Annotated in this window: 23 protein-coding genes; 8 read left to right on the top strand and 15 right to left on the bottom strand. The window is 59.5% G+C overall.

Annotation, left to right across the window (positions count from 1 at the left end; all coding sequences use genetic code 11):
* Both OXS31_RS23005 and OXS31_RS23000 read right to left on the bottom strand, forming a co-directional pair.
* Nucleotides 1–668, bottom strand: a 668-nt coding sequence (locus OXS31_RS23005) for an aminotransferase class I/II-fold pyridoxal phosphate-dependent enzyme (protein WP_267402283.1), incomplete at its 3' end; no start/stop codon positions are given.
* A 238-nt stretch (nucleotides 669–906) separates the two neighbouring features.
* On the bottom strand, nucleotides 907–1,656 hold the full coding sequence (locus OXS31_RS23000; protein WP_267402289.1) for a hypothetical protein: 750 nt from the start codon (nucleotides 1,654–1,656) through the stop codon (nucleotides 907–909).
* Between the two features lie 1,636 nt (nucleotides 1,657–3,292).
* Here OXS31_RS23000 and OXS31_RS22995 point away from each other — a divergent pair.
* Nucleotides 3,293–3,646, top strand: coding sequence for a response regulator (locus OXS31_RS22995; RefSeq protein WP_115947125.1), 354 nt, complete (start codon nucleotides 3,293–3,295; stop codon nucleotides 3,644–3,646).
* Nucleotides 3,647–4,832: 1,186 nt separating this feature from the next.
* Here the strand turns inward: OXS31_RS22995 and OXS31_RS22990 are convergent.
* From OXS31_RS22990 to mobI, 6 genes are all read right to left on the bottom strand, one after another.
* The gene (locus OXS31_RS22990) at nucleotides 4,833–7,907 is read right to left on the bottom strand and encodes an error-prone DNA polymerase (protein ID WP_346659875.1); all 3,075 of its coding nucleotides are present in this window, start codon (nucleotides 7,905–7,907) and stop codon (nucleotides 4,833–4,835) included.
* Nucleotides 7,904–9,319, bottom strand: coding sequence for a DNA polymerase Y family protein (locus OXS31_RS22985; RefSeq protein WP_267402278.1), 1,416 nt, complete (start codon nucleotides 9,317–9,319; stop codon nucleotides 7,904–7,906). Before OXS31_RS22985 ends, OXS31_RS22990 begins: the two co-directional genes overlap by 4 nt.
* 12 nt (nucleotides 9,320–9,331) lie before the next feature.
* Nucleotides 9,332–9,964, bottom strand: a complete 633-nt coding sequence (imuA, locus tag OXS31_RS22980) for a translesion DNA synthesis-associated protein ImuA (RefSeq protein WP_007162493.1) — start codon at nucleotides 9,962–9,964, stop codon at nucleotides 9,332–9,334.
* Nucleotides 9,957–10,421, bottom strand: coding sequence for a hypothetical protein (locus tag OXS31_RS22975; RefSeq protein ID WP_267402276.1), 465 nt, complete (start codon nucleotides 10,419–10,421; stop codon nucleotides 9,957–9,959). The genes imuA and OXS31_RS22975 overlap by 8 nt, the downstream gene beginning before the upstream one ends.
* A gap of 724 nt (nucleotides 10,422–11,145) precedes the next feature.
* Nucleotides 11,146–11,460, bottom strand: a complete 315-nt coding sequence (locus OXS31_RS22970) for a hypothetical protein (protein ID WP_115947130.1) — start codon at nucleotides 11,458–11,460, stop codon at nucleotides 11,146–11,148.
* A 28-nt stretch (nucleotides 11,461–11,488) separates the two neighbouring features.
* Nucleotides 11,489–11,992, bottom strand: a complete 504-nt coding sequence (mobI, locus tag OXS31_RS22965) for a conjugative transfer protein MobI(A/C) (protein WP_115947131.1) — start codon at nucleotides 11,990–11,992, stop codon at nucleotides 11,489–11,491.
* 1,321 nt (nucleotides 11,993–13,313) lie between these two features.
* On the opposite strand from mobI, the gene OXS31_RS22960 reads away from it, so the two are divergent.
* The gene (locus OXS31_RS22960) at nucleotides 13,314–13,901 is read left to right on the top strand and encodes a hypothetical protein (RefSeq protein ID WP_267402287.1); all 588 of its coding nucleotides are present in this window, start codon (nucleotides 13,314–13,316) and stop codon (nucleotides 13,899–13,901) included.
* A gap of 187 nt (nucleotides 13,902–14,088) precedes the next feature.
* Nucleotides 14,089–14,265 carry a hypothetical protein gene (locus OXS31_RS22955; protein WP_258874394.1) on the top strand — a complete coding sequence of 59 codons (177 nt, stop codon included), beginning with the start codon at nucleotides 14,089–14,091 and terminating at the stop codon, nucleotides 14,263–14,265.
* Between the two features lie 495 nt (nucleotides 14,266–14,760).
* On the opposite strand, the gene OXS31_RS22950 is transcribed toward OXS31_RS22955, so the two are convergent.
* The gene (locus OXS31_RS22950; RefSeq protein ID WP_147302612.1) at nucleotides 14,761–15,000 is read right to left on the bottom strand and encodes a hypothetical protein; all 240 of its coding nucleotides are present in this window, start codon (nucleotides 14,998–15,000) and stop codon (nucleotides 14,761–14,763) included.
* A 153-nt stretch (nucleotides 15,001–15,153) separates the two neighbouring features.
* Between OXS31_RS22950 and OXS31_RS22945 the strand changes: the two genes are divergently transcribed.
* From OXS31_RS22945 to OXS31_RS22935, 3 genes are all read left to right on the top strand, one after another.
* Nucleotides 15,154–15,537 carry a lytic transglycosylase domain-containing protein gene (locus tag OXS31_RS22945; protein WP_258874395.1) on the top strand — a complete coding sequence of 128 codons (384 nt, stop codon included), beginning with the start codon at nucleotides 15,154–15,156 and terminating at the stop codon, nucleotides 15,535–15,537.
* Nucleotides 15,538–15,788: 251 nt separating this feature from the next.
* The gene (locus tag OXS31_RS22940) at nucleotides 15,789–16,022 is read left to right on the top strand and encodes a hypothetical protein (protein WP_115947133.1); all 234 of its coding nucleotides are present in this window, start codon (nucleotides 15,789–15,791) and stop codon (nucleotides 16,020–16,022) included.
* Nucleotides 16,023–16,055: 33 nt separating this feature from the next.
* Nucleotides 16,056–16,817, top strand: coding sequence for a FlhC family transcriptional regulator (locus OXS31_RS22935; protein ID WP_267402269.1), 762 nt, complete (start codon nucleotides 16,056–16,058; stop codon nucleotides 16,815–16,817).
* Between the two features lie 304 nt (nucleotides 16,818–17,121).
* On the opposite strand, the gene OXS31_RS22930 is transcribed toward OXS31_RS22935, so the two are convergent.
* Nucleotides 17,122–18,333 (bottom strand): site-specific integrase, encoded by a 1,212-nt coding sequence (locus tag OXS31_RS22930; RefSeq protein ID WP_258874396.1) that lies wholly within the window; start codon nucleotides 18,331–18,333, stop codon nucleotides 17,122–17,124.
* 382 nt (nucleotides 18,334–18,715) lie between these two features.
* Between OXS31_RS22930 and OXS31_RS22925 the strand changes: the two genes are divergently transcribed.
* Both OXS31_RS22925 and OXS31_RS22920 read left to right on the top strand, forming a co-directional pair.
* The gene (locus tag OXS31_RS22925; RefSeq protein ID WP_115947136.1) at nucleotides 18,716–19,708 is read left to right on the top strand and encodes a DNA-binding protein; all 993 of its coding nucleotides are present in this window, start codon (nucleotides 18,716–18,718) and stop codon (nucleotides 19,706–19,708) included.
* The gene (locus OXS31_RS22920; protein WP_267402263.1) at nucleotides 19,705–20,187 is read left to right on the top strand and encodes a hypothetical protein; all 483 of its coding nucleotides are present in this window, start codon (nucleotides 19,705–19,707) and stop codon (nucleotides 20,185–20,187) included. Before OXS31_RS22925 ends, OXS31_RS22920 begins: the two co-directional genes overlap by 4 nt.
* Before the next feature lie 812 nt (nucleotides 20,188–20,999).
* Here OXS31_RS22920 and OXS31_RS22915 read toward each other — a convergent pair.
* From OXS31_RS22915 to OXS31_RS22895, 5 genes are all read right to left on the bottom strand, one after another.
* A complete protein-coding gene (locus OXS31_RS22915) occupies nucleotides 21,000–21,233 on the bottom strand; it encodes a hypothetical protein (RefSeq protein WP_181902090.1) in 234 nt (77 codons plus the stop codon).
* Between the two features lie 107 nt (nucleotides 21,234–21,340).
* The gene (locus tag OXS31_RS22910; protein ID WP_267402261.1) at nucleotides 21,341–21,595 is read right to left on the bottom strand and encodes a type II toxin-antitoxin system Phd/YefM family antitoxin; all 255 of its coding nucleotides are present in this window, start codon (nucleotides 21,593–21,595) and stop codon (nucleotides 21,341–21,343) included.
* Nucleotides 21,596–22,210: 615 nt separating this feature from the next.
* Nucleotides 22,211–22,759 (bottom strand): PBECR2 nuclease fold domain-containing protein, encoded by a 549-nt coding sequence (locus OXS31_RS22905; RefSeq protein ID WP_115947141.1) that lies wholly within the window; start codon nucleotides 22,757–22,759, stop codon nucleotides 22,211–22,213.
* 27 nt (nucleotides 22,760–22,786) lie between these two features.
* Nucleotides 22,787–23,017, bottom strand: coding sequence for a hypothetical protein (locus tag OXS31_RS22900; RefSeq protein ID WP_267402255.1), 231 nt, complete (start codon nucleotides 23,015–23,017; stop codon nucleotides 22,787–22,789).
* A 551-nt stretch (nucleotides 23,018–23,568) separates the two neighbouring features.
* Nucleotides 23,569–23,715 (bottom strand): universal stress protein, encoded by a 147-nt coding sequence (locus tag OXS31_RS22895; protein WP_267402285.1) that lies wholly within the window; start codon nucleotides 23,713–23,715, stop codon nucleotides 23,569–23,571.
* Between the last annotated feature and the right edge of the window lie 10 nt (nucleotides 23,716–23,725).

Genomic DNA, 23,725 nt, shown 5'->3' with positions numbered 1-23,725 from the left:
CCGTGGAATTTCAAGCGGCGCACCCGCTCGGCCAGGGTGGCGTCGTCGGTCACCAGCATGCCGCCTTCGGCGCAGGTCAGGTTCTTGATGGCGTGAAAGCTGAAGATGGCGGTGCCGCGCTGGCCGATGGGCTCGCCCTGGTAGCGGGTGCCGGCGGCGTGGGCGGCGTCTTCGATCAGTGCCACGCCGTGCTCGCGGGCCAGGGCGCGCAGCGGGGTCAGGTCGCAGCTGGCGCCGGCGTAGTGCACCGGCACGATGGCCTTGGTGCGCGGGGTGATGGCGGCGGCCACCTGCTCGGCGGAGACCATCAGGGTGTCGCGATCGACGTCGACGAACACCGGGGTGGCGCCGATCAGGGTGATCATGTTGGCGGTGGAGACCCAGGTCAGCGAGGGGGTGATCACCTCGTCACCGGGGCCGATGTCCAGCGCCAGCAGGGTCACGTGCATGGCGGCGGTGGCCGAGCACAGGGCCACGGCATGGGCAGCGCCTATGGAGGCGGCAAAGCGCTCCTCAAGCGCGTTTGCTTTCGGGCCAGTGGTGATCCAGCCAGAGGTAAGTACCTCAGTGACGGCAGCCACTTCTTCTTGCCCAATACTGGGCCGAGAGAAGGGTAGGAAGGGCAGATCGACGTTGATGTTTCCCGAGGCTTGAAGCACTTTTGTCATAACACTGCATCCAGTAAAAAAGTTCACTTGAGATAGCGTAGCCCGTGTTTGGCGAAGCGCCTCATGGGATGGCTAGAGGTATGGATTTCGATCCGCGCTATAGCGCTTAATGACGGCAAATAGCCATGAAAGCTTTCCCTAGAGCGGGTGTTTTTCGATACCCAATGCCGTCTAGCTTGAGATAATTAGTGCTTCTAATCGTCGTGCCTTCGAGTACCCACTCTTTTTTGGATCAGGACTATGCAGTCTGACCCTTAGATGTTCCGCGCCGATTGTTAAATGACGCATAGGCTACTAGCGCCACTAAAATCGACAGCAATACCATTGAGGAGCCTACTGTGCCGAAGTCGAGGCCCCCATGGTCGTGGGACTTGGTGAGTACATCGCCTAACGTAGCGCCGAAGGGGCGCGTGAGTACAAAGGCAATCCAAAATATTAGAACTGAAGAAATCTTCGTTGCATAATGAAGTATCGCCATCAATGCGATAAGACTACCAATAAGAAGTGCGCCACCGGCAAAACCTAGGCCCGAATCATCGGCCAGATAGTCTCCCAGAGCTGTACCCAAGGTGTTTGAGAACAAAATCGCGAACCAATAGAACAGCTCTGCCCTGCGACTGGTGATGTTGCTCACCGAAAGGCTTCTTTCGCTTAGGTACCAGATGAGAAAGATGCTGGCGAGGATCGCGATCAAAATGGCTGAGCCGGTTGCGTAGCCCAGACCCAGGGTGCGATCCATGAAGTCAGACATTGTGGTGCCTGCGACACTGGTGGCCAGGATAACCGTCCAGTAGAGCGGTGGGTGGTACCTGCGCACAGAGAGTTGACCCAGTAGGGTCGCTATGAAAAAGCTGATGAGGATGACTGAGCTCAGGGCATAGCCAACGTCCAACGTCATGGAAACGAGGTCGCCGGCCGTCTCCCCCAAAGTCGTTGCACAGATCTTCATGATCCAAAAAGCTAGAGTGATTTGAGGAAGCTTATTCATCGAGACGATACGCTTGGAAGAGGAGCCGGGCGGGGTGACCGGCGAGGCGCGCATCATCTCGCTTGAATTGTCAAAAAATAGTCATGCCGTCATCAAAAAAAAGCTAATCAAAGATTTTTTTAGGTTGCCACTGCTCGCTAAAATCGGGTTTCTGCTTAGCGCTTCTTTACAAGTCTCGCTTTCACCTTGTCTACCCTTGGGCCCACGTCTCGCACGATGGTTTTAAGTATATCTGTAGATATGCCTAGTTTTTTAGACCAATAAGATAATTCGGAGCTCTCGCTTACATTAATCAGCAAGCAGTCTTTTTCTTTGTCATAGGCCGTATCTTTGTCTTTCACTCAGCTTACCCTGGCTTGTTCATAGGAAAGTTGATTATCTTTTAAGCGTTTCGATCCTCGTGTTTGAGGTAATGCCGGCGCCTAAGGTATTACTTTAGTTGCAGTAGGGTAGACGACTACGGGGTTGATTATCGGTAACCTTGTTTTATGATAATGATTATCATAAATTTTTGAATTCTTGATAAGACTACTCTCAGGGTCACAGCCTTATTAGCCGCCTAAATTGAATAGCTCTAGGTTGGGAGATGCAGCGGAGTCACGCGCGGTGCGATAATTTTATACATACTAAGTCGAATGTATCTGTGTTCCGATTGTGTCTGGGCGAAGAAACTTATTGTAACAAAATGAGTAGTAGGCGATTCCTAGATCGGTAGTTGCGGCTATGGATGCGGTAGGCAGAGGAGATGACACCTTCCAGGGCTAAGCGCCGCGGCTTTACGCAGCCCATTTTGCGCTGACGCGTGGATCTTTCAAGCCAGCGCACTTTTACTGCTTGCAAGGCACGAACGCTGCGCCATGAACACATGGCAAGCAAGATGGGACGCTTGATCAATCATTTCGCTGAGGCCCGCGACGCATCACTCATCCAATGGGTCTTGCCGCAGCGTAGTCAGCTAGCGCTTTGGTCTAAGTAATCACGGCTAAAGCTCACGGTCACCGATGGGATCGTAAGCGCGAGGCTTCTCCAGCGGCGGGGGCATCCGCTTGGCAAGCCTAACCACTGTTCATCGCTGCGCTTCGCGATGCTCCACATTGATCAGGCAGCGGCGACGGCGGCGAAAAACACAGTCGCCATGCCGATCCACATAGCACAGGCAACCAGGGCTAAAAACCGATGGTCGCTGGAGATGGGCTCTAAACGAGGCGGGGCCGGTAGCAGCGGTGCACCCTGCACAGGGTAGAGAGGCTTGTGCTCAAGGAGGGTGATCGTCCGTGTAAGCTGTAGACGCAACTGAATTTCCTTCTCAGTTCCAATGCTTGGCTCAATGCCAGCCACTCGAATGCAGTATCTCTTCAGTACATTTCAATAGCAAGACTATTGGGCGTCTTGGGCAGGTTTGTGCCGGTGCTGGCATAGCTCAAGAGGGAGTCCTTGAGTCGCCCCCGATGACCGAATCTGTTGATCGCTCAATGCTGAGACGAAGACGCGTTAGTCGGGACGGGAGCCATAGGCGCTGAACAGCGCTTGAGCTACTTGTACACGACTTGTACGCCGTGCTGTTCGTCGTACAAGGCGGAAATCTAACGAGACGGCTGGGTCGGTTAGGTACTAAGCGCTGCGATGAGATCCGCAAGTGAAATGCCAAGTTTTAATCGCTGAAGACGAAGAGCTACTTGCGGACATGCTGCGCGAGATCTTCGAAGATCATGACTGCGAGGTAGTCTCCTTCGCTACAGCCGATGCTGCGTACGACTACCTGCAAAGAACCAGCCACCGACTGGATTTACTTTTCACCGATGTCAAAATGCCTGGAGAAATGACCGGACTGGATCTCGCGTATCACGCTCGCCGGCTACAGCCCGGTCTTCGAATCGTCATCTCCTCCGGCTATTTCGAAGGCCCGACCCAGCAACTGTCCCAAGTGACGCTCCTCCCAAAGCCTTGGGAAGTTGAGCGATTACTGCAAGCATGTGAATTGCACCGCTGAAAAAACTTCATGCGGCGGCACTCTAGGTCAGCCAATGAATTTTTCAAAAGACGCTTCTAATCGGTTGCGAAAATCTCTTTGCTGGTAACAGGCGTCTGGGATCCCAAGGCGCGAATTTCGTTTACCGCGTCTCTTATAACCACATAGAGGAGCTGTGTGTTACCAGCTAGGGTCTTGCTGAGACTCCGACTCACGCGCGCCGGCCTTTGCGGGTCTATCAGAGTAAAAATTATCGTTTCCCCTTGGGACTCGATGATGTGCTGCAAGGGTGGATTCAGAGCGGCAAGCTGTTCAGCTAGCGAGTTTATGCTTAATTCCTAAATAGCCTGACGTTTCGAACCTCGCAGTGACCGTTAGTTCGATAAGTGTAGTGCGCGTTGGTAACCCGTACCGGGATGATAGCCAGAGCTTCTGCGTTACCTGTGCGTCCGAAGCAGGATCGCCACGAAAAGCATCGCTATAGCGATCGTCACAACGAGTAGCATGCTGCCAAGGATCTTGGCGTCCTTACGGGTTATCAGATCCATGATTACCTCCAAGGCTACTTGAAACCTCTACACCATTCGAGCCACACACGCTCCTCTGTAGTGAGGAATTCTTAAGGGCGGGCCTCTAGCGTTTTTACGATGCCGGAGCGTACAGCCGGATCAGTAATCGCGCTTGCCATGACAGCCTTTACGTTTGTTGCTATCAAAGCATTGAGGCGGTTCGCCAGCTCCTGATCGGACACCAGTGCAAGTGTCTTGCACATAAATCGCTCTCCATAAGCATTACCGTCAGATGCGATCGAGAAAATCAAACAACAAAAACGAAAGGGCGACGAGCCCTAGCGCGCTTGCCACAAAACAGAAAAGCATCCAGCCCACATAAGCCGTGCTCTTTCTAGACATAAGCACCTCCCGTGCCAACTTCTTGAGTCTGTCAATGCAGCTGCGCCCAGCGACGAATGATCGCCGACACGCTGTGAAATATTTGTACACACCGTGGTAGGAAGGAGGGTAGGTGGAGCGAATTGATTGGCGCTGGCCTGTGTGATGGCTCCTCGTCCAGGCAGCGAATAGCCGACATCGGATTCAACTATTTCGCGTATGGGAGGCGCTCACTTAACAGATCATGCAGAGCTTTATAAGACGCTCTGCTGCAACCGAACATCGTAGTGCACAGCGCGTGTGCGCAGCGGATACGTTCAGTGAAAGTCTCGACTACGCGTATCCAGTCCCTGTAAAAGCTCGCTTATATCCTTCAGTCGACCCGCCACTACATGCAGCACACCGTCTCGTGTTTCGATGGTGCCATCTACACGCATCAGCTGGGACGCTACGAGCTCCCGCCGCTGCCGCTCTGCCAACGTTCGCCAGACCACGACGTTCACCATCCCAAACTCATCCTCCAGCGTCACAAAGGTCACGCCGCTGGCAGTCCCGGGTCGTTGCCGCCCGACTACCAAGCCTGCGATTCGGGCTGGCTGACCGTGGCGTCGCTCGGCGAGATCGCGAGAGCTCATTAGGCGCTGAGCCATGAGCTGGGGGCGTAGCAGGGTAAGGGGGTGGGGGCCTAGGGTGGTACCTATTGAGGCATAGTCAGAATGGAGTTCTTCGCCCACTGTAGGAGCGACCAGTTCTTGGATCTCCTCTACAACGACAGCGCCCTCGGCGAAGAGCGGCAACTGCGGCTCGATTGCTGCCATTGCCCATCGTGCTTGGAAGCGATGACCAGCCAGGCCCTTCAAGGCTCCCGCATCCGCTAGACATTCCCGTGCCTTCGTATCGAGGCACGCGCGCAGGCACAGATCGGTGACATCGCGGAATGGCTGTTGCCGGCGGGCCTGCTCAACCGCGCGCCCGGCCTTCTCCGCCAGGCCGCGCACCATCCGCAGTCCCATCCGGATAGCCGGCTGCGAGCTATCTGCGACAGCTTCGAGGCTGCAGTCCCAGTCGCTGCAGGTCACGTCCACCGGCAGGGTCTGCAACCGATGGCGCCGAGCGTCCTGCAGTATCTGGTCAGGGCTGTAGAACCCCATGGGGTAAGAGTTGATCAGCGCCGCGGCGAAGGCCGCCGGCTCATGGCATTTGAGCCAGCAGCTGGCGTAGGTGAGCAGGGCGAAGCTGGCCGCGTGGGACTCGGGAAAGCCGTAGCTGCCGAACCCCTCGATCTGGCGGAAGATGTCCGCGGCGTACTCGGCCGTGTAGCCGTTGGCAAGCATGCGCGAGGTCAGCCGCTCCCGGTGCGGCTCAAGGCCCCCGTGTCGCTTCCAGGCTGCCATGCTGCGGCGAAGCTGATCGGCTTCGCCCGGGGTGTAGTCGGCAGCAAGGATGGCGAGCTCCATCACCTGCTCCTGGAACAATGGGACACCCAGCGTTCGGCCGAAGACGCGCTCCAGCGCCGACGGATAGCTGATCTCCTCCTGACCGGTCCGCCGGCGCAGGTACGGGTGGACCATGCCACCCTGGATGGGGCCCGGGCGGACGATGGCCACCTCGATCACCAGGTCGTAAAAGGTCTGTGGCTTCAGCCGCGGCAGCATGGCCATCTGGGCACGTGACTCGATCTGGAACACCCCGAGCGTATCGGCCCGGCTAATCATCGCGTAGGTCGGCTTGTCCTCTTGAGGCACGGTAGCCAGGGTCAGCTCCTTACCCCGGTAGTCCCTCACCAGGTCGAAGCACCGGCGCAGGGCGCTGAGCATGCCCAGGGCGAGGATGTCGACCTTGAGCAGGCCCATCGCGTCCAGGTCGTCTTTGTCCCACTGAATCACCGTCCTGCCCTCCATGGCCGCGTTCTCGACCGGTACCAGGGTGTCCAGTGTCTGATCGGCGATGACAAACCCTCCCGGGTGCTGGGAGAGGTGCCGGGGGAAACCGATTAGCGCGCCGGTGAGCACCAGGATCCGGTGGAGCAGGGGGCTATCAGGATCGAAGCCCGATTCGCGCAGGCGCTCCGGCGGCGGCAGGTTGTCGGTCCAACGGCCGCAGCAGTCCGCCAGCGCGGTGATCTGGTCTGGGGGTAGGCCCAGGGCCTTGGCCACGTCGCGGACGGCACCCGCAGCGTGGTAGGTGGATACCACCGCAGTGAGGGCGGCGCGCTGGCGCCCATAGCGGCGGAAGATGTACTGGATGACCTCTTCCCGGCGATCATGCTCGAAGTCGACATCGATGTCCGGCGGCTCATCGCGCTCGTGGCTGATGAAGCGCTCGAATAGCAGATTGATCCGGGTCGGGTCCAGCTCGGTGATACCCAGGGCGAAACAGACGGCAGAGTTGGCGGCCGAGCCGCGCCCCTGGCAGAGGATGCCCTGCTGCCGTGCGAAGCGGACGATGTCGTGCACCGTCAGGAAATAACTCTCGTATGACTTGTCAGCAATCAGCTGCAGCTCTTTCTCGATCTGAGCACGCAGGCGATCTGACAGCCCCTCCGGCCAGCGCCAGGCGCAGCCTTCCTCGGTCAGCACCCGTAGCCAACTGGTGGCAGTATGACCTTCTGGTACCACCTCGCTGGGGTACTCGTAGCGCAGCTCGGCCAGGTTGAAGGTGCAGCGCTCGGCAATACGCAGGGTCTCCGTCAGCAACTCGGGCGGATAGCACCTCGCCAGGGCCTCACGGGTGCGCAGATGACGTTCCCCATTCGGGAAGAGCATCTGACCGGCTTCTGCTACCGGGACGTGATGACGGATCGCGGTGATGGTGTCCTGCAGGGCCCGGCGCCCGCGGCAGTGCATGTGCACGTCGCCTGCGGCCATAAGGGGGATACCCAAGGCCGCTCCCAGTCTCTGGAGCTGCTGCAGCCGCACTTGATCGTCCTGGTCGAAGTGGAGCTCGGCGGCAATCCACAGCCGGCCCGGGAACACCTGCAGCAACCAGCGCACGGACTCCGCTTCCGCGTCGCGCTCCGGTACCCAGAGCGCAAGGAGGCCGGCGACCTGGTCGAGGTCCTCGCGCAGCAGCCGGTAGCTACCTTTGTCCGCCCGCCGGCGGGCGACGGTGATCAGTCGGCACAGCTGCTGGTAGCCCTGCAGGTCTTGCACCAGCAGCACCAACTTGGGGCCCTGGGCGACCTGGAACTCCGCGCCCACAATCAAGCGGACGTCGTGCTTCTCCGACGCCTGCCAGGCCCGCACGATGCCGGCGAGAGTGCACTCGTCAGTGATGGCCAGCGCCTCATAGCCCATTGCCTTGGCCCGCTCGAACAGCTGATCGACGCTGGAGGCACCGCGCTGGAAGCTGAAGTTCGACAGGCAGTGCAGCTCCGCATAGCCGGGTGTCACGCGAACCACCCCTGCACCCACCACCCCGGGCCTTCGGCCGGCGCCTGGAAGGCCCAGGCCGTACGCCCGTCGGCGAGCTCCAACACGTAGTAGTCCCGACGGGCATCCGCACCGTCCCACCACCCGCTCTCGATACGCTCCGGCCCGCTTAGAACCCTTGGCTGATCGATATCCAGGGGCTCCGGCGCCGGCAGCAGCCAACCCGGCCGTCGATTCGGTCCTAGTGCCTGGAGCGCCAGCGAAGGCGCGTCGCGCCGCCAGGCGCGCTCCGGCCGGTGATCGCCCTGGGCGCCCACCGCATAGACCGCGTCGTCGCCCAGGCGAGAGCGCAGCCGCTCGCGCAGCTGCTCCCAGCTCACCGTCTGTTGCGGACGCTCATCGAAGAGGCCACGGTGCTGGGGAACGAACGAGGGTAGCTCGTCGGCGACCAGGCCGATCGCGACTACCGGCTCCACCACCTGGGTGGGCTCCAGACGTCCCCGGGCAAATTCGAACAGCAGCGCAGGGTCACGCTCCGGGGCGAGTAAGCCAACCACCACCTCCGTGGTCGGCGCCTCCCTATGCTCCAGCCGCAGGGTGAAGCGTTGGGCGCCCATGTCCCGGCCGGCCAGGTAGGTGGCCAGGTCCGAGGTCAGCCGGCGCAGCGGGAACAGCAGGGCCTGAGTCGACTCAACTTCGAAGTTGAGCTCGATCCGCAGCCTGAAGGTGGTCGGGGGCAGAAAAAACTCCAGGGGCAGGACCTTGCTGCCCAGCATCTGATCGAGGTGATTGAGCAGACTCAGCGGAAAGCGCCGGGCGAGCTGCGCCCGGGGCAGCGCCAACACCTGGCTGAGCTGCCGAAGCCCCATGCGGCGCAAGGCCTGGACGATCTCCGGCTCGAAGTCCAGAAGCGCCACCGGCAGCGTGCGCATAGCGCTGGCAAGGCCCGCATCGTCGCGCACGACCAGGCTGTCACCGGCGTTGGCCAACACCCGGGCGGCGACTGGGTTGGGTGCCAGGGTGATCCGGTGGCCGAAGCCCAGCGCCGTGAGCTCCTGGCGCAGGCGCGCTTCAAATCTTGGCCAGGGCCCGAAGAGTGGCAGGCTCGACTGCACCTCGAGCACCAGGGCGTCGGCGAAGTGCAGGCTCACCTGGGAGCTGAACCCGTACGCCCACGCCGCCAGCAGCTCATGCTGTCGCCTCAGCGCCGCTTCGTCGTACTCCACCGTCGCAAACTGAGGGCAGATCGCCTGGGCAGCGGTGTATGTCATCTCCGGCCGGAGCCCAAGCGCCAACGCCGCGGGGTTCGCCGCCTTGATGATCCGGCGTTGTATCGGCCCGTGGAGCAGTACCAGGGGTTCGTCCGGGTCAGGACAATTGCGCAGCACACCGTCCAGCGCGAACTGTGGGAAGTAGATGCAGGCCCATTTCATGGCAGTCGTCCCTCAATGCCAGACCCGATGCGCCAGCGCCGTCGCCGGTGGATTGCCGCCACGGCACTTGAGCACTCGAAGCTGCTGAGGCGAGCCCTCGAGCACCAGGCGTAGCGCCGCCGGTGAAGCATTGACGGCTTCCCGCTGGTGGCGGAACGCGAATGCCAGGGTCTGTCCGGTCTCTGCAGCCACCTGCAGCCGGCGCAGCGCGCGATCGTCCGCACGGCTGGGCCAGCAGAGCACCGCGCCACAGCTACCGGAGCGCAGGCACTGCTCTGCGGCCCACAGCACGTCTTTGCCTTGGACCTGGATGACGCTCAGCCGGCCGAGGTCGACGCCGGCCTGCAGCCAGGCATGCGGGTAGAGCAGATACGGGGGAGCGATCAGCACAACGCGTTCGCCGGCGGCAGTGAGGCGTGCCAATGTCGGCCACACGAGCGTGAGCTCACCCAGGCCCGGTCGAGCGCTCAGGATTTCGGTAAGCGCTGCATCAGGCCACCCGCCGAGCGGCAGTTGGGCATCGAGCGCCGAGTGTCCGGTTGGCTGCGTGCTGGCGTCGTCCACATGCGGACTTTGCCCGCGCCACACACGGCGACTGTCGAGCAGAGAGTCGAGCGCAACGACATTGGTGGCCGCGTTATCCATGCTGCACCCCCGTCGGCGCCGACGGCGAGCTGCCGCGCTCGGTGAGCATGACTTGCAGCTGCGCACGCAGTTTGAACAGATCTGCATGCAGGACGGAGTTCATCGACTCCAGGCGCAGGATATGACGCTGGGCACGCGAGAGGGGATCGTCGCGGTCGTCCGGAATGAGCCGGTCACCCCGGGGCACGTGGCGCCGGTTCTCTTCCTGTACGAACTGGACGTAGCGCAGTCGGTGGCGCTGCACCTCGGCTTTGAAGGCGTCACGTTCTGCAACGAGGTTGTCGCGCTCGGCGACCAGGACCCGATTAGCACGCTGGGCTTGCCCCAGGCACTGACGTACCTGGTCGAGCTCCTCGGTCAGCAGATCCACGAGATTGCGGCAGTACGTCAGCTCCGTGGGGCGGAACAGGGACTGCTGCTGTTCGAAGCTGTCCTGCTCATCACCAAGCATGTCCATAGCGGCCCACCTGCTCAATCCCTGACGCCATGACCTTCTGGTACTCAACAGAGCGATCGGGACAGCGGTGACAGAGACGAGGGATACGGGGAGAAATGGACATGGAATGGCCTCCTTTGTGTGTACTGTATAAATAGACAGTAATCAGGGAGGAACGATCCAGCAAGCTTGACAGCGACGGACGGCAGGGAGGCGTCCACAGGAAGTGGGTGTAAGAATCTTACACAGACTCACGAGCGTGAGGCGGATACCGACAAGGTGTCGGGATACCAGAAGGACTGCCAGGGAGCACTTAGTTAGCCTGGCGTCCAATGAGCACACACCCGGGCAGAAGTGTGCTGATGGATAACGCCGTCATCACGAGGGCAATCACTGGATGCGATTCGAACGGTGCAAAGAGGTCAGCCAGCAGGAGGCCCTGCTGCGCCGCATGGACCCACCGGGATCCTTCGCAAACGATGCCGAAGGCTGTACCTACAAATGCAGCACCTACCGCCGTACGTGCACTACTGGATCGTATCGCCACCGAACTGTCCCTCAACACTGTCGAGGACAGCATGGCATTCACGACGGGTTGCCTATGGCGCAATTCCTACCGGGTCAGGGCGCCCGATCAAACTTGCGCCCAAACGCAGCACCTTGAAACCTCCGCAGCATCGATCAGCGCCTGCTACCGGCAGCAAGCTGCCGGCCCCTTTCCAGTTTGCCAGCCGGACGGCCCGCGTTAGCCGGGCGTGCAGGTAATCAACGTCAGGTGGCGGCGTGCCTGCTGCCGGCTTTGCTCGGCCTGCTGCTGACAGGCCCACTCATCTTGGATCTGCCACGCGACCTCTTTCCGTACCGGCAGAGTTACCGGATAGGCCTCTTGGGTCGCCTCCGAAGAAACCGGCAAGCCAGCCTGCTTCAGGTAGAGATAAGGCTGCTGCAGAAATCCAGATAGTGTGACGGGCGCCTGGCTGTCCTTGTACAGGTCAGCCCAGAGATCGAGATCGACCGCGTCGACGATGATGGGGTGATCCATTTCAGGTGGGCGATGCATAGGTGGACGTTCTCCGCTGTTGATGCCCCTACGCTACCCCCGTTTCCGGAAACGCAAGGGGCGACCTCGGCATGCTCGACTGTGCCTTGCGCTGCTGCTGGACCAGAAGCTTGCGAATCTTCGAGGCGTAAAGCATCTGGTCTCTAAGTACCGCGAGCTGCGGTTCATAGAGTTGGAAGAGCTCAACGAACCAGTGATCCATACCGCGAGTGACAAGCCCTGGCGCATACAGCGGACCCTGCCCCTTGGATATGGGCAGACGGCCTTGCCGTTTCTTGTTACCAGGCACGTCGTAGAAAAAGACTTTGCACCAGACGATGGACATCGATCCCTTGCCGTTATCGCGTACGTCGATGAGGCGGTAGATGATCTTGCCGCCAGCGCGCTCCTTGGCGGCAGCGAGGTATTCATCGCGCAGCCGAAGCGCCTCAGCTTTCACGGTCTGACGGATGTCTTCCATAGCCCCAATCGCCTGCTGGAAATTGCCGTGGATTGCATGCACATCGCGTTGGGGGGTAGCTAGATCGTACATTGTTATATCCTATCTATTAACAATAATGCCGTTGAGATTGTCATTAGTCCTGCTGGTCTTTCTAGGGCGGCCTGCCTGCCCTTTTTAATGCCATTCACCACAAGCCCGTTTAGATTGTTATTACTAATACGCAAGTGTCTCGAGCTAGAGCTATTTACTCTTCAACTCGCAATCTGAACGGCTGTGTGGTTATTATCTATTGTGACTTGGGCCCCCATCGCGGACTTCTGTTAGAGCCCATAACCCTCGATTCGAGAGCTTCCAGCACAATCTTACGCATGGTTTTCTAGATCATTCGAACACCAATCAACCCGTTTAGATTGTCATTAGTAATGAGAGATAGGCCTTAGCCGCTCTCTCAGTTTTTCGTTACAACAAACCCGTTTAGATTGTCATTATTAATAGGGAAATTGCTCCGAGAAGCGTACTTCAGCAGTTTTTTCAGCAAAACGCCTGTCTTGGCATTACGGTGGCGGCGTTACAACAAATCCGTTTAGATTGTCATTATTAATACGCGTTGGTGTTTTCCTTGTAGGGGCGGTTTGCTGGCCTCGTTCACTCCGCTGACCTCTTTTTCAGTTTTTCAAGCACAATCTTCCGCATGTTTTTCTAGCTCACCTGAATGCCAATAAACCCGTTTAGATTGTCATTAGTAATGAGGGGCGAGCCAGTGCAATTCCTAATTTTTCCCTTTTCCAACAGACCCATTTAGATTGTCATTACTAATAAGCAAATCGCTTCAAGATTCGCGTTTCAGCAAAAATTTCAGCAAAACGCCTGTATTTGCATTATGGGGAGGACGTTTCAACAAACCCGTTTAGATGGTGATTAGTAATGGGCTTTTTGCGTCGCCCCTGGGAGCGACAGGTGCTTGCCACAGCCGTCCGTTCAATTACTGATTAAGCCAGTGCATTCGAGGTCATAGCGCGCAATTCCACCCTGCTGAGGGGGTGAACCTGAGGCTGTTTGAGTGGCCGACGGTGGCACGCTGTATCTGAGGCGTCCTGGAGGACGCCTGGCCTCAGCTGTGGCGGACGAGGTAAAGACCGAGGCGTCCCCAGGGACGTCTGAGGGTCCGGTTTCTCAATCCGCCGCACTGCTAGGCGTCCTGGAGGACGCCTGGCCCCAGCTATGGCGGTGGAGGTGAAGACCGAGGCGTCCCCAGGGACGCCTGAGGATCAGGTGGCATCGCTCTTGGATAACTCGGTAAGGCTCAGGCGTCCTGCAGGACGCCTGAGCCTTACTCACATCAGCGACGCTATTCGAGAGACCTACGACCCGAAAGAATCACACCACGCCTGCCTTCGTAGTAAGCCTCGACATCGGCTACTCCAACGTCAAGCGTGTCGACGGCTACGCTGACGCGGCAGACCCCACTCAATCCATTCGCCCTGCGCAAGCCGCGCCGCTCCATTCCCTGAACGGCAATGCGACGCTCAAGGAAGGTGAACACTACGTGCAGTTGGAATGCGAGCCCTGGGCAGAGTTTCTGAGCGCCGGCCGGGCCGACGCAACGCGCGAGCTGCACGCCGACTACGCGGCTTCCAAAGCCTATCGTGCGCTCTTCAATGCATCGATCAGTGAGGCATGTGGCGAGGGTCGCAACGAGATCGATCACTTCATCACGGGCTTACCTGTCAGCCAGATGCGCCAGCCCCAGCTCGTTGAGCGGCTCACGGCACAGCTGACCGGTACCCACCAGGTCGTCCCCAAGCGCGAGATCCAGGTTCACAAAGTATCGGTACTGCCTCAGCCGGTAGGGACGCTGAACTACATCTACAGCACCTACGAGGCTTGGATGAGGGCGTCATCCTGGTCCTTGATCCGGGCTTCTTTTCAGTCGACTGGGTGGTGTTCCGTCGCGGGGATATCGTTCGGGACTCCAGTAACTCGTCGATGGAGGCCATGAGCGCGCTCTCGAGGCGATCAACCAGGCTATCGCCCGTGAATATGGCGGTCCTGGGCCTGGTGGAGACAAGATCGAAAGTGCGCTGCAGCGTGGCAAGCCCTACATCCAGCTGTACGGCAGCAAGGTTGAGCTCAAGCCCTTCGTCGACCAGGCTGTTGCGACCGTTGTCCCCAAGGCCCTGAGCAACATGAAGCAGCAGATGCGCTTCCTGGATGGCGAGGCGATCGACTTCGTACTCATGGGAGGCGGTGGCGGCGGCTTCTATCAAGCAGCTGCAGAGCAGATTTTTCCCCTCTCCAAGGTGATCACTGCCGACCGACCCATCATCTCAAATGCCTATGGCTACTGGCTGCAGCACCAGTAAGGATGGGATATGAGCGATCACGGCGACGAGCTCAAGCTTCGCTTGAACGTCAAATTCAAAAGTGGGATGTCGCCAGCGTTGCTGGCGGAGCTCTCATCACTTCCCGAGCGCCGACGTGTGAAGCGGCTATGCTGGACTTGACACAGATCGGGTTGCTGTACGAGCAAGCAGCTGGGCGCCTGCCAGCCTCTAGCTCAATCCAGAAGCCGGTTGGGAGATTGCCCGTAGACCTTCGGCCAGAGCCCACGAAGAATCGCCCGGTCAATAGCGCCCCGATTCTAGGGGCGACTAAGAGGAAGAGGTCCCGATTCCCGTGACCAGTACTCCAGTGTCTGATGTTGTCGACCAGGTGCGAACGAGCAGCGCGCCGCAACGCTCTGTTCCGCCCGTTCGAAAAAGACCTGGTTTCAATATCACGATGACGGGCTAGGCGCTGGGTATGGGTGGCCCCTATGACCAGGAAAGCGCGCAGGAAATTGTGCTGGGATTCAAGGGTTATAGGGGATCCCTTCGAAATTTTGCCTTCACGTGCCCTAGTAGCCACGGCGGCAGCGGATCAGTGGGATCTGATGGACCAATATCCAGCTTAATAGCAGTGTGCATTTCTTGCGACGTCATGAGCATGAAGCCAGCGTTGATTAGAGAAGCGTTGCGAATTAGCGCTGAACCGCGGTGCACCTTGATGAACAGGCCCTCGCTCGGTCTACGGTCGGTCACGTCGATCAAGATGGTCATGTCACGCTCAATAAAGGGTGCCATGACGTCGTCTTCTACCTGGGCCGCTCGACTGTGCTGATCGGATAGCCGTATGGGATCGCCCGGCTGTTGGCCTATGCCGTCCTGCGCCGGACTTGCTCTATGCCATCGCTCTGGTCGAATCGAAGCAGTATGCCGGTCGGCTGGCCCTACGCACTCAACATCGATGGAAAAGGCTTTCATCCGGCTAGCCGCGCTGAGGCCGAGCATCTTCTGACGGAGGCTCTTTCCAGGACAAAGATGATTGCAGTCGGCGCCATGCAGGTGAGCGTGCGTTGGAATGGGCATCGTGTGTCCGATCCTTCCGAGCTCCTGGATCTGCACACCAATGTCCGAGTAGCCGTCTCGACGTTCTGCGAATTCCTCAAGCAGCAGGGGGGCGATATCGCGCTCGCCATTGGTCGCTATCACACCCCAAATCCCGCGTTAGCAAGCGTTGCCCGAGCCTATGGCGAAGATGTGCTGCGCGTCTGGCGCCGGCTAATCCTTCTCAAGAAAAGCAACGGAGACGCGTGATGAACAGCGGGACCGACGAAACCTTGCTGGAGATGGCGCGTGAATGAGCCAGGGAACAAGACCCTGCTTTTCACCGCTTCTTCGATATCAGCACCGAAGACACCGCCTGGCTTAAAGCAGCTACTGACCGCGACATTCGCAGGCTTAGCCAGCTGCCCGCTTCCGCCTTTCGAGTCGTTCTACTTCATCGTGAGGACGGTAACGCGGAGCGGCACCTTCTAAATACGAAGAGCGTTGTCCAAGTCGTAGGGGTGCTCGGTGAGATTCGTGAGGGCCTGTCGGGCCGCAAGATGGAAACGCAAATCTACTGGAACCTGAAGGATAGCGACGCGGATTGGCTGCTCACCGCCTCTCCGACGCAGCGTCGCCAGATCGCAGCGCTGGGGCGCATTCAGTTCGTCGTACGCGACGGCCATTTGCGGCAGCGCGTGGAGCCCTACCCAGAGCCTGTCCTTCACCGATTCATGCGTCTCCTGCACGCCTGACCTCGACTTTACAAACTACGGAGATGTCACGAAATGGATAACGCCGCTCTAATCGACATGATGGTCAAAGCCGGCTTCCGTTGTACCATCATCACCCTGCACACCGAGCTGACTGCCAAGCAGGTGACGAGCGCCCGTAAGCGGCTGAACGTGGTCAGTAGAGGCGGTTCGGGGCCGCTGCCGCTGGGTTCGCGCATACTGGGCAGCAAGGCTCGCGTGATCGAGGCGGCTCTTTTCATGGGGGCTTATCCGCGCGGGGCTCGTAAGCCACTCTTGAGTGTCGACGTCGAAGCCGTGATCGCTGTGCACCAGTCGTATTTGGGCTATCGAGAGGCGCTGAACTTTACGCCGACCGAGTGCCTTTCCATCGACGAAGCATGGGTCGTGGCACGTGAATACCGTTCCAAAGACCTGGTGATGCGTGCTTGCCGGTGCTGCCAGCTCACCTATGTCGCCCTAACCAGCACCAACAAGTCTACCCGCCCGTATTGCTCGCAATCCGTGGTGAAAGATCGATTCCATTGCGATGTGAATGACGCTGCGATGTCCGATCGTCCAGCCGAAGAACTCCTGGCGCTTGCCCTGAACATCCAGCAGCTGACCAATTGGGGTTACAGCTCACACGAGATCATGAAGCAGCTTGGGCTGAATCAGCCGGAATACCTCACTGCGTTAGAGCTTCTGGACTACAAGGACGTCGAGCGCCGCGAGATTGTCGCGCTTTACCCGGCCGGCGATCAGCTCGTTCGCGCTCTGGTCTCTCAGGAATCCATGCCCCTGCTTCGATCGGCGTAACGATTACGCTTGCTACACCTCCACCAACGGGCGGGGATAGCAGGGCCAGCCGTCTGGTAGCTGGTTTTCTCATCGAACTCCAATGAGTATCCTCGGGGCGCCCTGCGCTGGCGCGTATCATCGAGGGTCTATGCCCTAGGCGTCCTGGGGGCGTCCTACGCTGGCCGGCACCATCGGCGATCTATCACCGAGGCGTCCTGGGGGCGTCCTACGCTAGCTGGCATCACCGAGGGTCTATGGCCGAGGCGTCCTGGAGGCGTCCTAGCTCCCATGCTGCGGGAGCCCTTCGCCCTCCCAGATAACGCTAGGCGTCCTGCAGGCGTCCTGGCACAGCGGCCTCCGAGCCTGGCAACTCCGGCATCGCCAAGAATTTCTCCCAGTCGCTCATCAGTGCGCGCCGCTTTTCGAGTAGGGGGCCTCGGTTGTAGGCAGCTTCAGTCTTGGAGCCAACCCTGTGGGCCAGCGCCTTCTCGCAGATTTCCCTCGGGTGTGAGGTGGTCTCCGCTGCCCAGGTACGAAACGTCGAGCGGAAGCCGTGCGGGACCGCTCCCTCTAGCTTGATCTTCCGCAGCGCCCGGCCTATCGCGTTACCCGGCAGTGGTTTCTTACCGCGGGCGTTGGGGAACACCCAGGTATCGTGCTGACCCTTCTGCTGCTCAAGCACTTCCAGCATCCGGTCCGTCAGGGGCACGATATGCTCCTTGTCTCGCTTCATGCGTTCAGCCGGGATGGTCCAGCGTCTGGCGTCGAAGTCGAACTCCGCCCAACGTGCCTCGCGAACCTCGGCATTGCGCAGCGACGTGAGGATCAGGAGCTCCGCTGCACGCGCGGCTGGACCGTCCAGGGAATCCAGGCGATGCAGCACGGATGGACAGCTTTCCGCCGGCGCCGCTGGATGGTGCGTGACATTGCGATCGTGGCGCGGCAGCAGCTTGTCGAGGTGGCCACGCCACCGAGCCGGATTGGCGCCTTCGCGAAACCCCAGTGCCTGGGCGGCATCGAGCACCGACTCGATGCGGTTGCGGATGCGCGCGGCGGTGACCTCGATCTTGTCCCAGATCGGGCGGAGCACCTGCAGCACCAGGTCGGTATCGATCTCGGCGACCGGCCGGCGACCGAGTACCGGGAAGACATAGCGTTCCATGGAGCTGACCCATTGACGGTGGTGGTCATGGCTCCACGAAGCACCGTGGGTGGTGATGTACTGCCTGGCCAGGGTCTCGAAGAGGTCGGGTCCCGCGGCCGGCGATTGAGCCGCAGGCGAACGCCGGCCCGGTAACTCAGGCGCCCCCTCCGCGATCTTCAGTCGGCGCCGGTCCGCTTCAAGCCGGGCCTGCTTCAACGAGACCGCCGGATAGCCACCCAGCCCTACGTCATACCGCTGACCTCGGAAGGAAAATCTGAAGATCCAGCGTTTGGCCCCGGTCTTGGCCACACGCAGGATCAGGCCGCGGCCGTCCTGGTAGACGCCTGGTTCGGATAGCTCTTTCACCTGCTTCGGTAGCAACTGGCCCACGGTAACTCTCCACATCGACCGCCGAAGGCTATCACCCAATCCTGCGTATGCAACTACCCGAACCTGTAAAAACTGAGTCATACAGTACGGGGAAGTTATATCCCCGTACTAGATCTTCGGAACCCGCACCATAGCTGAGATTTCTCTTTTTTCTATTGGTCAGAGCCCACAAAGAGCCCCACACGGCTGAGGCGGCCGCGATTCCAGGTTCAGCTCCTGATCAGTGTTAATCCGCACATCTCTCACGGGCTACCGACACTCAAAAGCGGCAAACGCTCGCAAACGTTAGCTAACGTTAGGACCTAGCCGGATACACCTAACATAATTGTTTGTTAGTTTTGTTTGGCGTTACCATGCTGTTTTCCATTACCCGGAGGCGGCCATGGCTGAACGCAAATTTACAGACGCAGAGGTCATCGCCGCCGGCGAGCAGCTGCTGGCAGGTGGGCGCAAGGTCAATGGCTGGGCGCTACGGACTACCCTCGGCGGAGGCCGCCCCGAAACGCTCCTCAGCGTCTGGCAGCGACACCACACTGGGGTACCGGGTGGGGCCATTCCAACCAGGCCACTGCCGGAGGAAGCCACGGCGATTATCGAAACCGCAGTCGCCAAGCAGACCAAGGCAATGCAGGACGCACTGGCCGGTGCCCTTGACTTGGTAGCGGCTGCGGCGCGCAAAGAGGTTGTGCTGGAGCTCGAGCAGGCGCGGCAGGAGATCGCCCGCCTGGAGGCTGAGCAAGACGATGCCAGCGGCGTGCTCGAAGGCCTCGAGGCTGATCAGGAGCGCAGTCAGCAGCAGATAGACGGGTTGGCCAACGAGCTTCAGCTGAAGGACAGCCAGCTCAGTGCTATGGCCGAGGAGAACGCCAGTCTCGCCGAGCGGCTTGCCGAGGCAGAAGGGCAGGCGCAACAAGCTCGGGACCAGCTCGCCGAGAGTCAGGCCGAGTTGAGCCTGGCGCTCGCCCAGAAGGCTTCCGCAGAAGCGACGAGCGCAGAGCATCAGCGTTCTGCTTCCGCAGCTGAGGAGCGCCTTGCTGATACCCAGGTCGAGCTCCGCGAAATGCGCAATCGGCTTGCCATCGCTCGCTCCGAGGCTGATAGCGCCGCGGGGCAAATCCAGGAAATGGAGCGCACGCGCGCCCAGGATCTCGAGATCCTCACAGAGCTGCGGGTGGAGAATCGCTCCCTGGGTGACAAGCTTGCTCGGGCCGACGCCGGCCGGGAAGCCGCGGAACGGTACTTGGAGCGCGTGCAGAAAGACAGCAGTGCTCGAATCGCAGCATTGGAGCGCCAGCTTGCCAAAGCGGCTTCGAAGCCGGCTTCCAGGGGCACCGGTAAGGCACCCCGGGCAGCTAGCCCTGCTGCAGGGGAATGACCGTGGCCGAGCAGTTCGAGGGCTTCCACGTTTACGGCGGATCTGCCGCTCTGAAGTTCGAGGTGGTGCTGAATCAGGCGCAGGAAACCGTGCTCGCAGTGGACGGCGCCGGGCGCAAAGGATCCAGCGAAAAATTCGACTGGTCCGAGAAGCTGACGCTCCAAATTACGCCTCGCGAAATGCCGGCGTTCATGTGTTGCGTCCTGGGAATCACGGCAACGTTCGAAGCGCGTAATCACGGCGCCGCCGGCGACAAAGGGCTGACCCTGGTTAACCAGCCTGAGCGCGGTGTGCTCTACCTTCGCCTGCTCCAGCAACGCCAATCGATCAACGTGCCGATCACCGCAGACAAGGTCTTCCATCTTGGTGCCCTGGGCATCCGTGTGCTGGCCAAACAAGTTCATCTGGACGTACCGACATGCCTGGCGATGTTGCGGGGCACTGCGGGGCGATTGCTGGTAGCGCCAGGACGCGAGTAATCCACCAGCTCGAGCTGCACGTAGCATCTGCTGCAGAAAAGCACCTCAACCGCGATTTACGCGAGGCGTCGAACGGTCCGCTTCGCTGGGCGCTGGCTATCCTGATCCAGCGTCATAGCATCACCCTGGCCATGACAGCTGGATCGGCAGTAGTCGGCACTTTGCCGTGGCTTTGGGGCTGAGCCGAACCGGTGTTCATCGACGAGCGCTTCTTGGCCACGTTCTACGCGAGGTTTCCGCCCTTTCCAGGCATGAACTGCACATATCAGAGCGCTGGTGGCAGAGACAATGGCCGTCAAGCGAGCGGCGTTCGCCCCGTCTCGGGTAGACATGCCTGGGCTCTGCACTATGGAGTGGTCTCTTGAAACCCATACCTATGAAGCGAGAGAGCTACGTCGTCCGTAACTGGCCGTGGCTCGGCCTGCTGCTGTTGGTCCTATTCATCTGCACGTTCGGTTAGTTCACACGGGGCCTCGATCCTGCACCGGTTGTTGAGGTGCATCCAGGCTGGTATGGCTTCGTAGTTGCTGAGCTGCTTGGCCTATGTGCGCTCGAGGCGCGAGCGACTGATACTGCGTCCGCCCGGGTAATCAGCCGCCTTGCCGTCGGCGGCGTAGGCGTGGCCATTGTCTGGATGTGCTTTTTCGCCGGCTAAATGGAGATGACGGGACGGCTCCGACCTGCTGAGCGCTGGCAGGGGTGTCAGCCTCTTGCACGGCGCCACCGGCCCCCCTGTGGATCACCGGTACCACCAGTTGCGGGGCACTGCTGGCCGACTACGGATTGCCGCGAGTGGCGAGTATCGGTACGTCTCAACCTGTGAGCAGGTGCCGATACAGCAGCTCTTGGATGTCCTGCCCATCACGGAAGATGGCGAGCACGACGGTTTCGCGCCGCGCCTCGTCGACCAAATATCCCGCTCGATAGCCATACTTGGCGATCTCGCGATACCTGGTGATACCAAACTCGGCACCGGCGGCGGCAATCGGGTGAGCGAGAGGGGACTTCCGGAGCTCTATGGCGACCTCGTCAACGACGCTGGTCATCTTTGCAACTGCGTCGGGGCGAGAAACCGATTTTGCGAGGTGGTGCACCTGGTCAAGCGCGCAGGTCCTCGCCGAAGCGCTGAACCGGACCTGGAAAGCCCTGGCTGTCATTTGCTATCGCCCCCGAACCGCTGTTGCAGGCCCTCTTTCAGCTGCTCGGATGACATGTGCTTGCCACCCTCGTACTCCTTGGATCCCAACGCCAGCAGCTTGACCAGGGCGATGGCCTCATCGCGGCGGACACGATCCGCATAGGCCCCGATCACATAGGCTGGCTTGCCATTCTGGGTAACAATCATTGGCTCAGTGAGCTCAAGATCGGCCGCATTCTTTTTCAGGTAGCTGATTGTTTCGACTCGCATTGATAGATCCCAATGTTCACTGCAATGCGGCCCACTCTATCGTCTATCGTCTATCGTCTATCGTCTATCGTCTATCGTCTATCGTCTATCGTCTATCGTCTATCGTCTATCGTCTATCGGCCAAAAATTAAAACCAAATATGGTCCTATGCTTTCGGCGATGCATTCTTGTGTCAGGGCTGGAGGCATTTCCGGCACCGCTGCGCAGCCTGCGCTGGCCGGCAGAACTTGGTGCTGCTGCGTCGACCTCGATCGCCAGTTGCCGCCCACGCCACCGCGCGGCGCAGGCTGATTGACTGGACCTGGTGCAGCTGCAGACCCAGTTCAACCTCGTTCGCCAGATGTCTCCGGTGCCTAGACCGCGTAGTGCGGTGATGCATTCTCGCGTTGACTGTCATAATCTAGGGAGCAGATTGCAATCAAAGGCGTCCATCACGACTGTTTGACGAGGGGGTCATTGATGCGTAATATGATTCACAAGAGCGCGAAACCAGCTGCCCCGCAGCGGCTATAGCTGGCGTAGGAACCTCGTTGATAGTTGCGGTATCAGCGTCAGGTGAGACCTCTTCATCCTGGTCTGAGGATGCAAATATCAGGCAAACACTCTTAGGGCAGCTCATAGCTGCCCTTTTTCTTTGCTCTCGATTTCATATCGGCGGAACAAGAGCTCACCATGACGATGCTTGTTCATCGACCTGGCGTCGCTATGCATGAAGTTCCAGAGCAACAGCCCATCTTTCACAGTCACGACCACAAGCATCTGATTCTTGGCCTCATATGCCCCGATGAAGGCCAGCCGGTAGTCGTCATTGGTGTAGAGCACCTTCCAGACCTCGAACGGGCCGGTGAGGGTATCCAGGGCATAGCGAACATACCTCTCCCTGGCATCCGCGCGCTTCTCGACAATGTGTGGAAGGCTGTCCCGTAGAATCCGCACAGCACCTACAGGCGTAGTTACATCCACAGAGGTGACTCCGCCAGTAAACCCAAATTGAGTAGCTATGCACTCAACCGCATCGTCAACAGTTGCTGCTGGTGCTACTAGCTCAGGAGCTAGCGCCCTAAGCTCGCGGGTAAGGGAGCGAAGGTCCGGTAGCTCATGCTCCTTCCAAGTCTGCTGGCCTGAAGCCTCACGGATCATCATCCGGGGCGTTTCAGCCGACATTGCCAGCTCCAAACTTCAATGACGGCATCATTCGGTTGGCCTATTGATCGCCTCGACGATAGCTTCACAGGGGCCGACGATGCGTCTGATTAGGGCCTCTAGTTCGGCAATTCTCTGGTTGGCGACCTCTAGCCGGGCTGTATTACGAACCCCTAAGTTGGCAGCCTGGATGATTGCCTTAGAGGCTGTTTTCTCTCCGGTTAGAGCAGAAAAGGCCTCGATTTCCTCATCGGTAACGTTACGAATAGTCAGCGCCATGACTCAATATATCCTGATAGCAAAGTCGCGTATCAATGCGGACCTAGTAGGGAGTATTGATTGCATTTTAACGTTTTTGATAGCAAAAAGGTATTCAGAAAGACTACTCTCACGCGCAATAGCTCGCGGAGCTTGATCACCGGGTGGCGCTAGATCCGCCGTGCTGGATCGCAACCTGGCGCAGATGCAGATTCTGGCTGCCCCCGATCATCCGCTGCAGCTGGCGCCGCTGCGCGGTCTGGAATGGCCGGCGGGACCCGGCGCAGCTGCAGATCCTGGTCTGCCCCTATTACCAGCTACAGCCGGCGCCGCTGCGCCGCCCTGGCCTAAGCCAACTGGACGTGGTGCGGCTGCAGATCCTGGTCGACCTCGATCACCAGCTACCGCCGGCGCCGCTGCGCGGCCCGGCTTGGCTGGGCATGGCCGGAAGCGCAAGGTGCAGCTGCAGACCTTGATCGATCTCAATCGCCATTGGCTAGCAAGTCTCGCCATCCGCCGATCCGAAGTAATGGATGCGGTGGATCGTAGCTATCAAGCAGCTTCGTGGTAAGTCACGCGCGAAGTATCAGGGTGGTGATGCCGGTGTGACGCAGCATATGAGAGGTCTGGCTGCCCAGCAGGAAGCGCCTGGCGGCGGAATGGCTGTAGGCGCCCATCACCAGCAGGTCGGCCCGAGAGGCATGCACCCGGTCGGGAATCGCCTCCTCC

It is taken from the genome of Pseudomonas sp. GM_Psu_1 (assembly GCF_026544185.1).
Lineage (GTDB): Bacteria > Pseudomonadota > Gammaproteobacteria > Pseudomonadales > Pseudomonadaceae > Chryseomonas > Chryseomonas oryzihabitans.
Note: the sequence above shows the minus strand (reverse complement) of the source record. Positions and strands in the feature narration are given on the sequence as shown.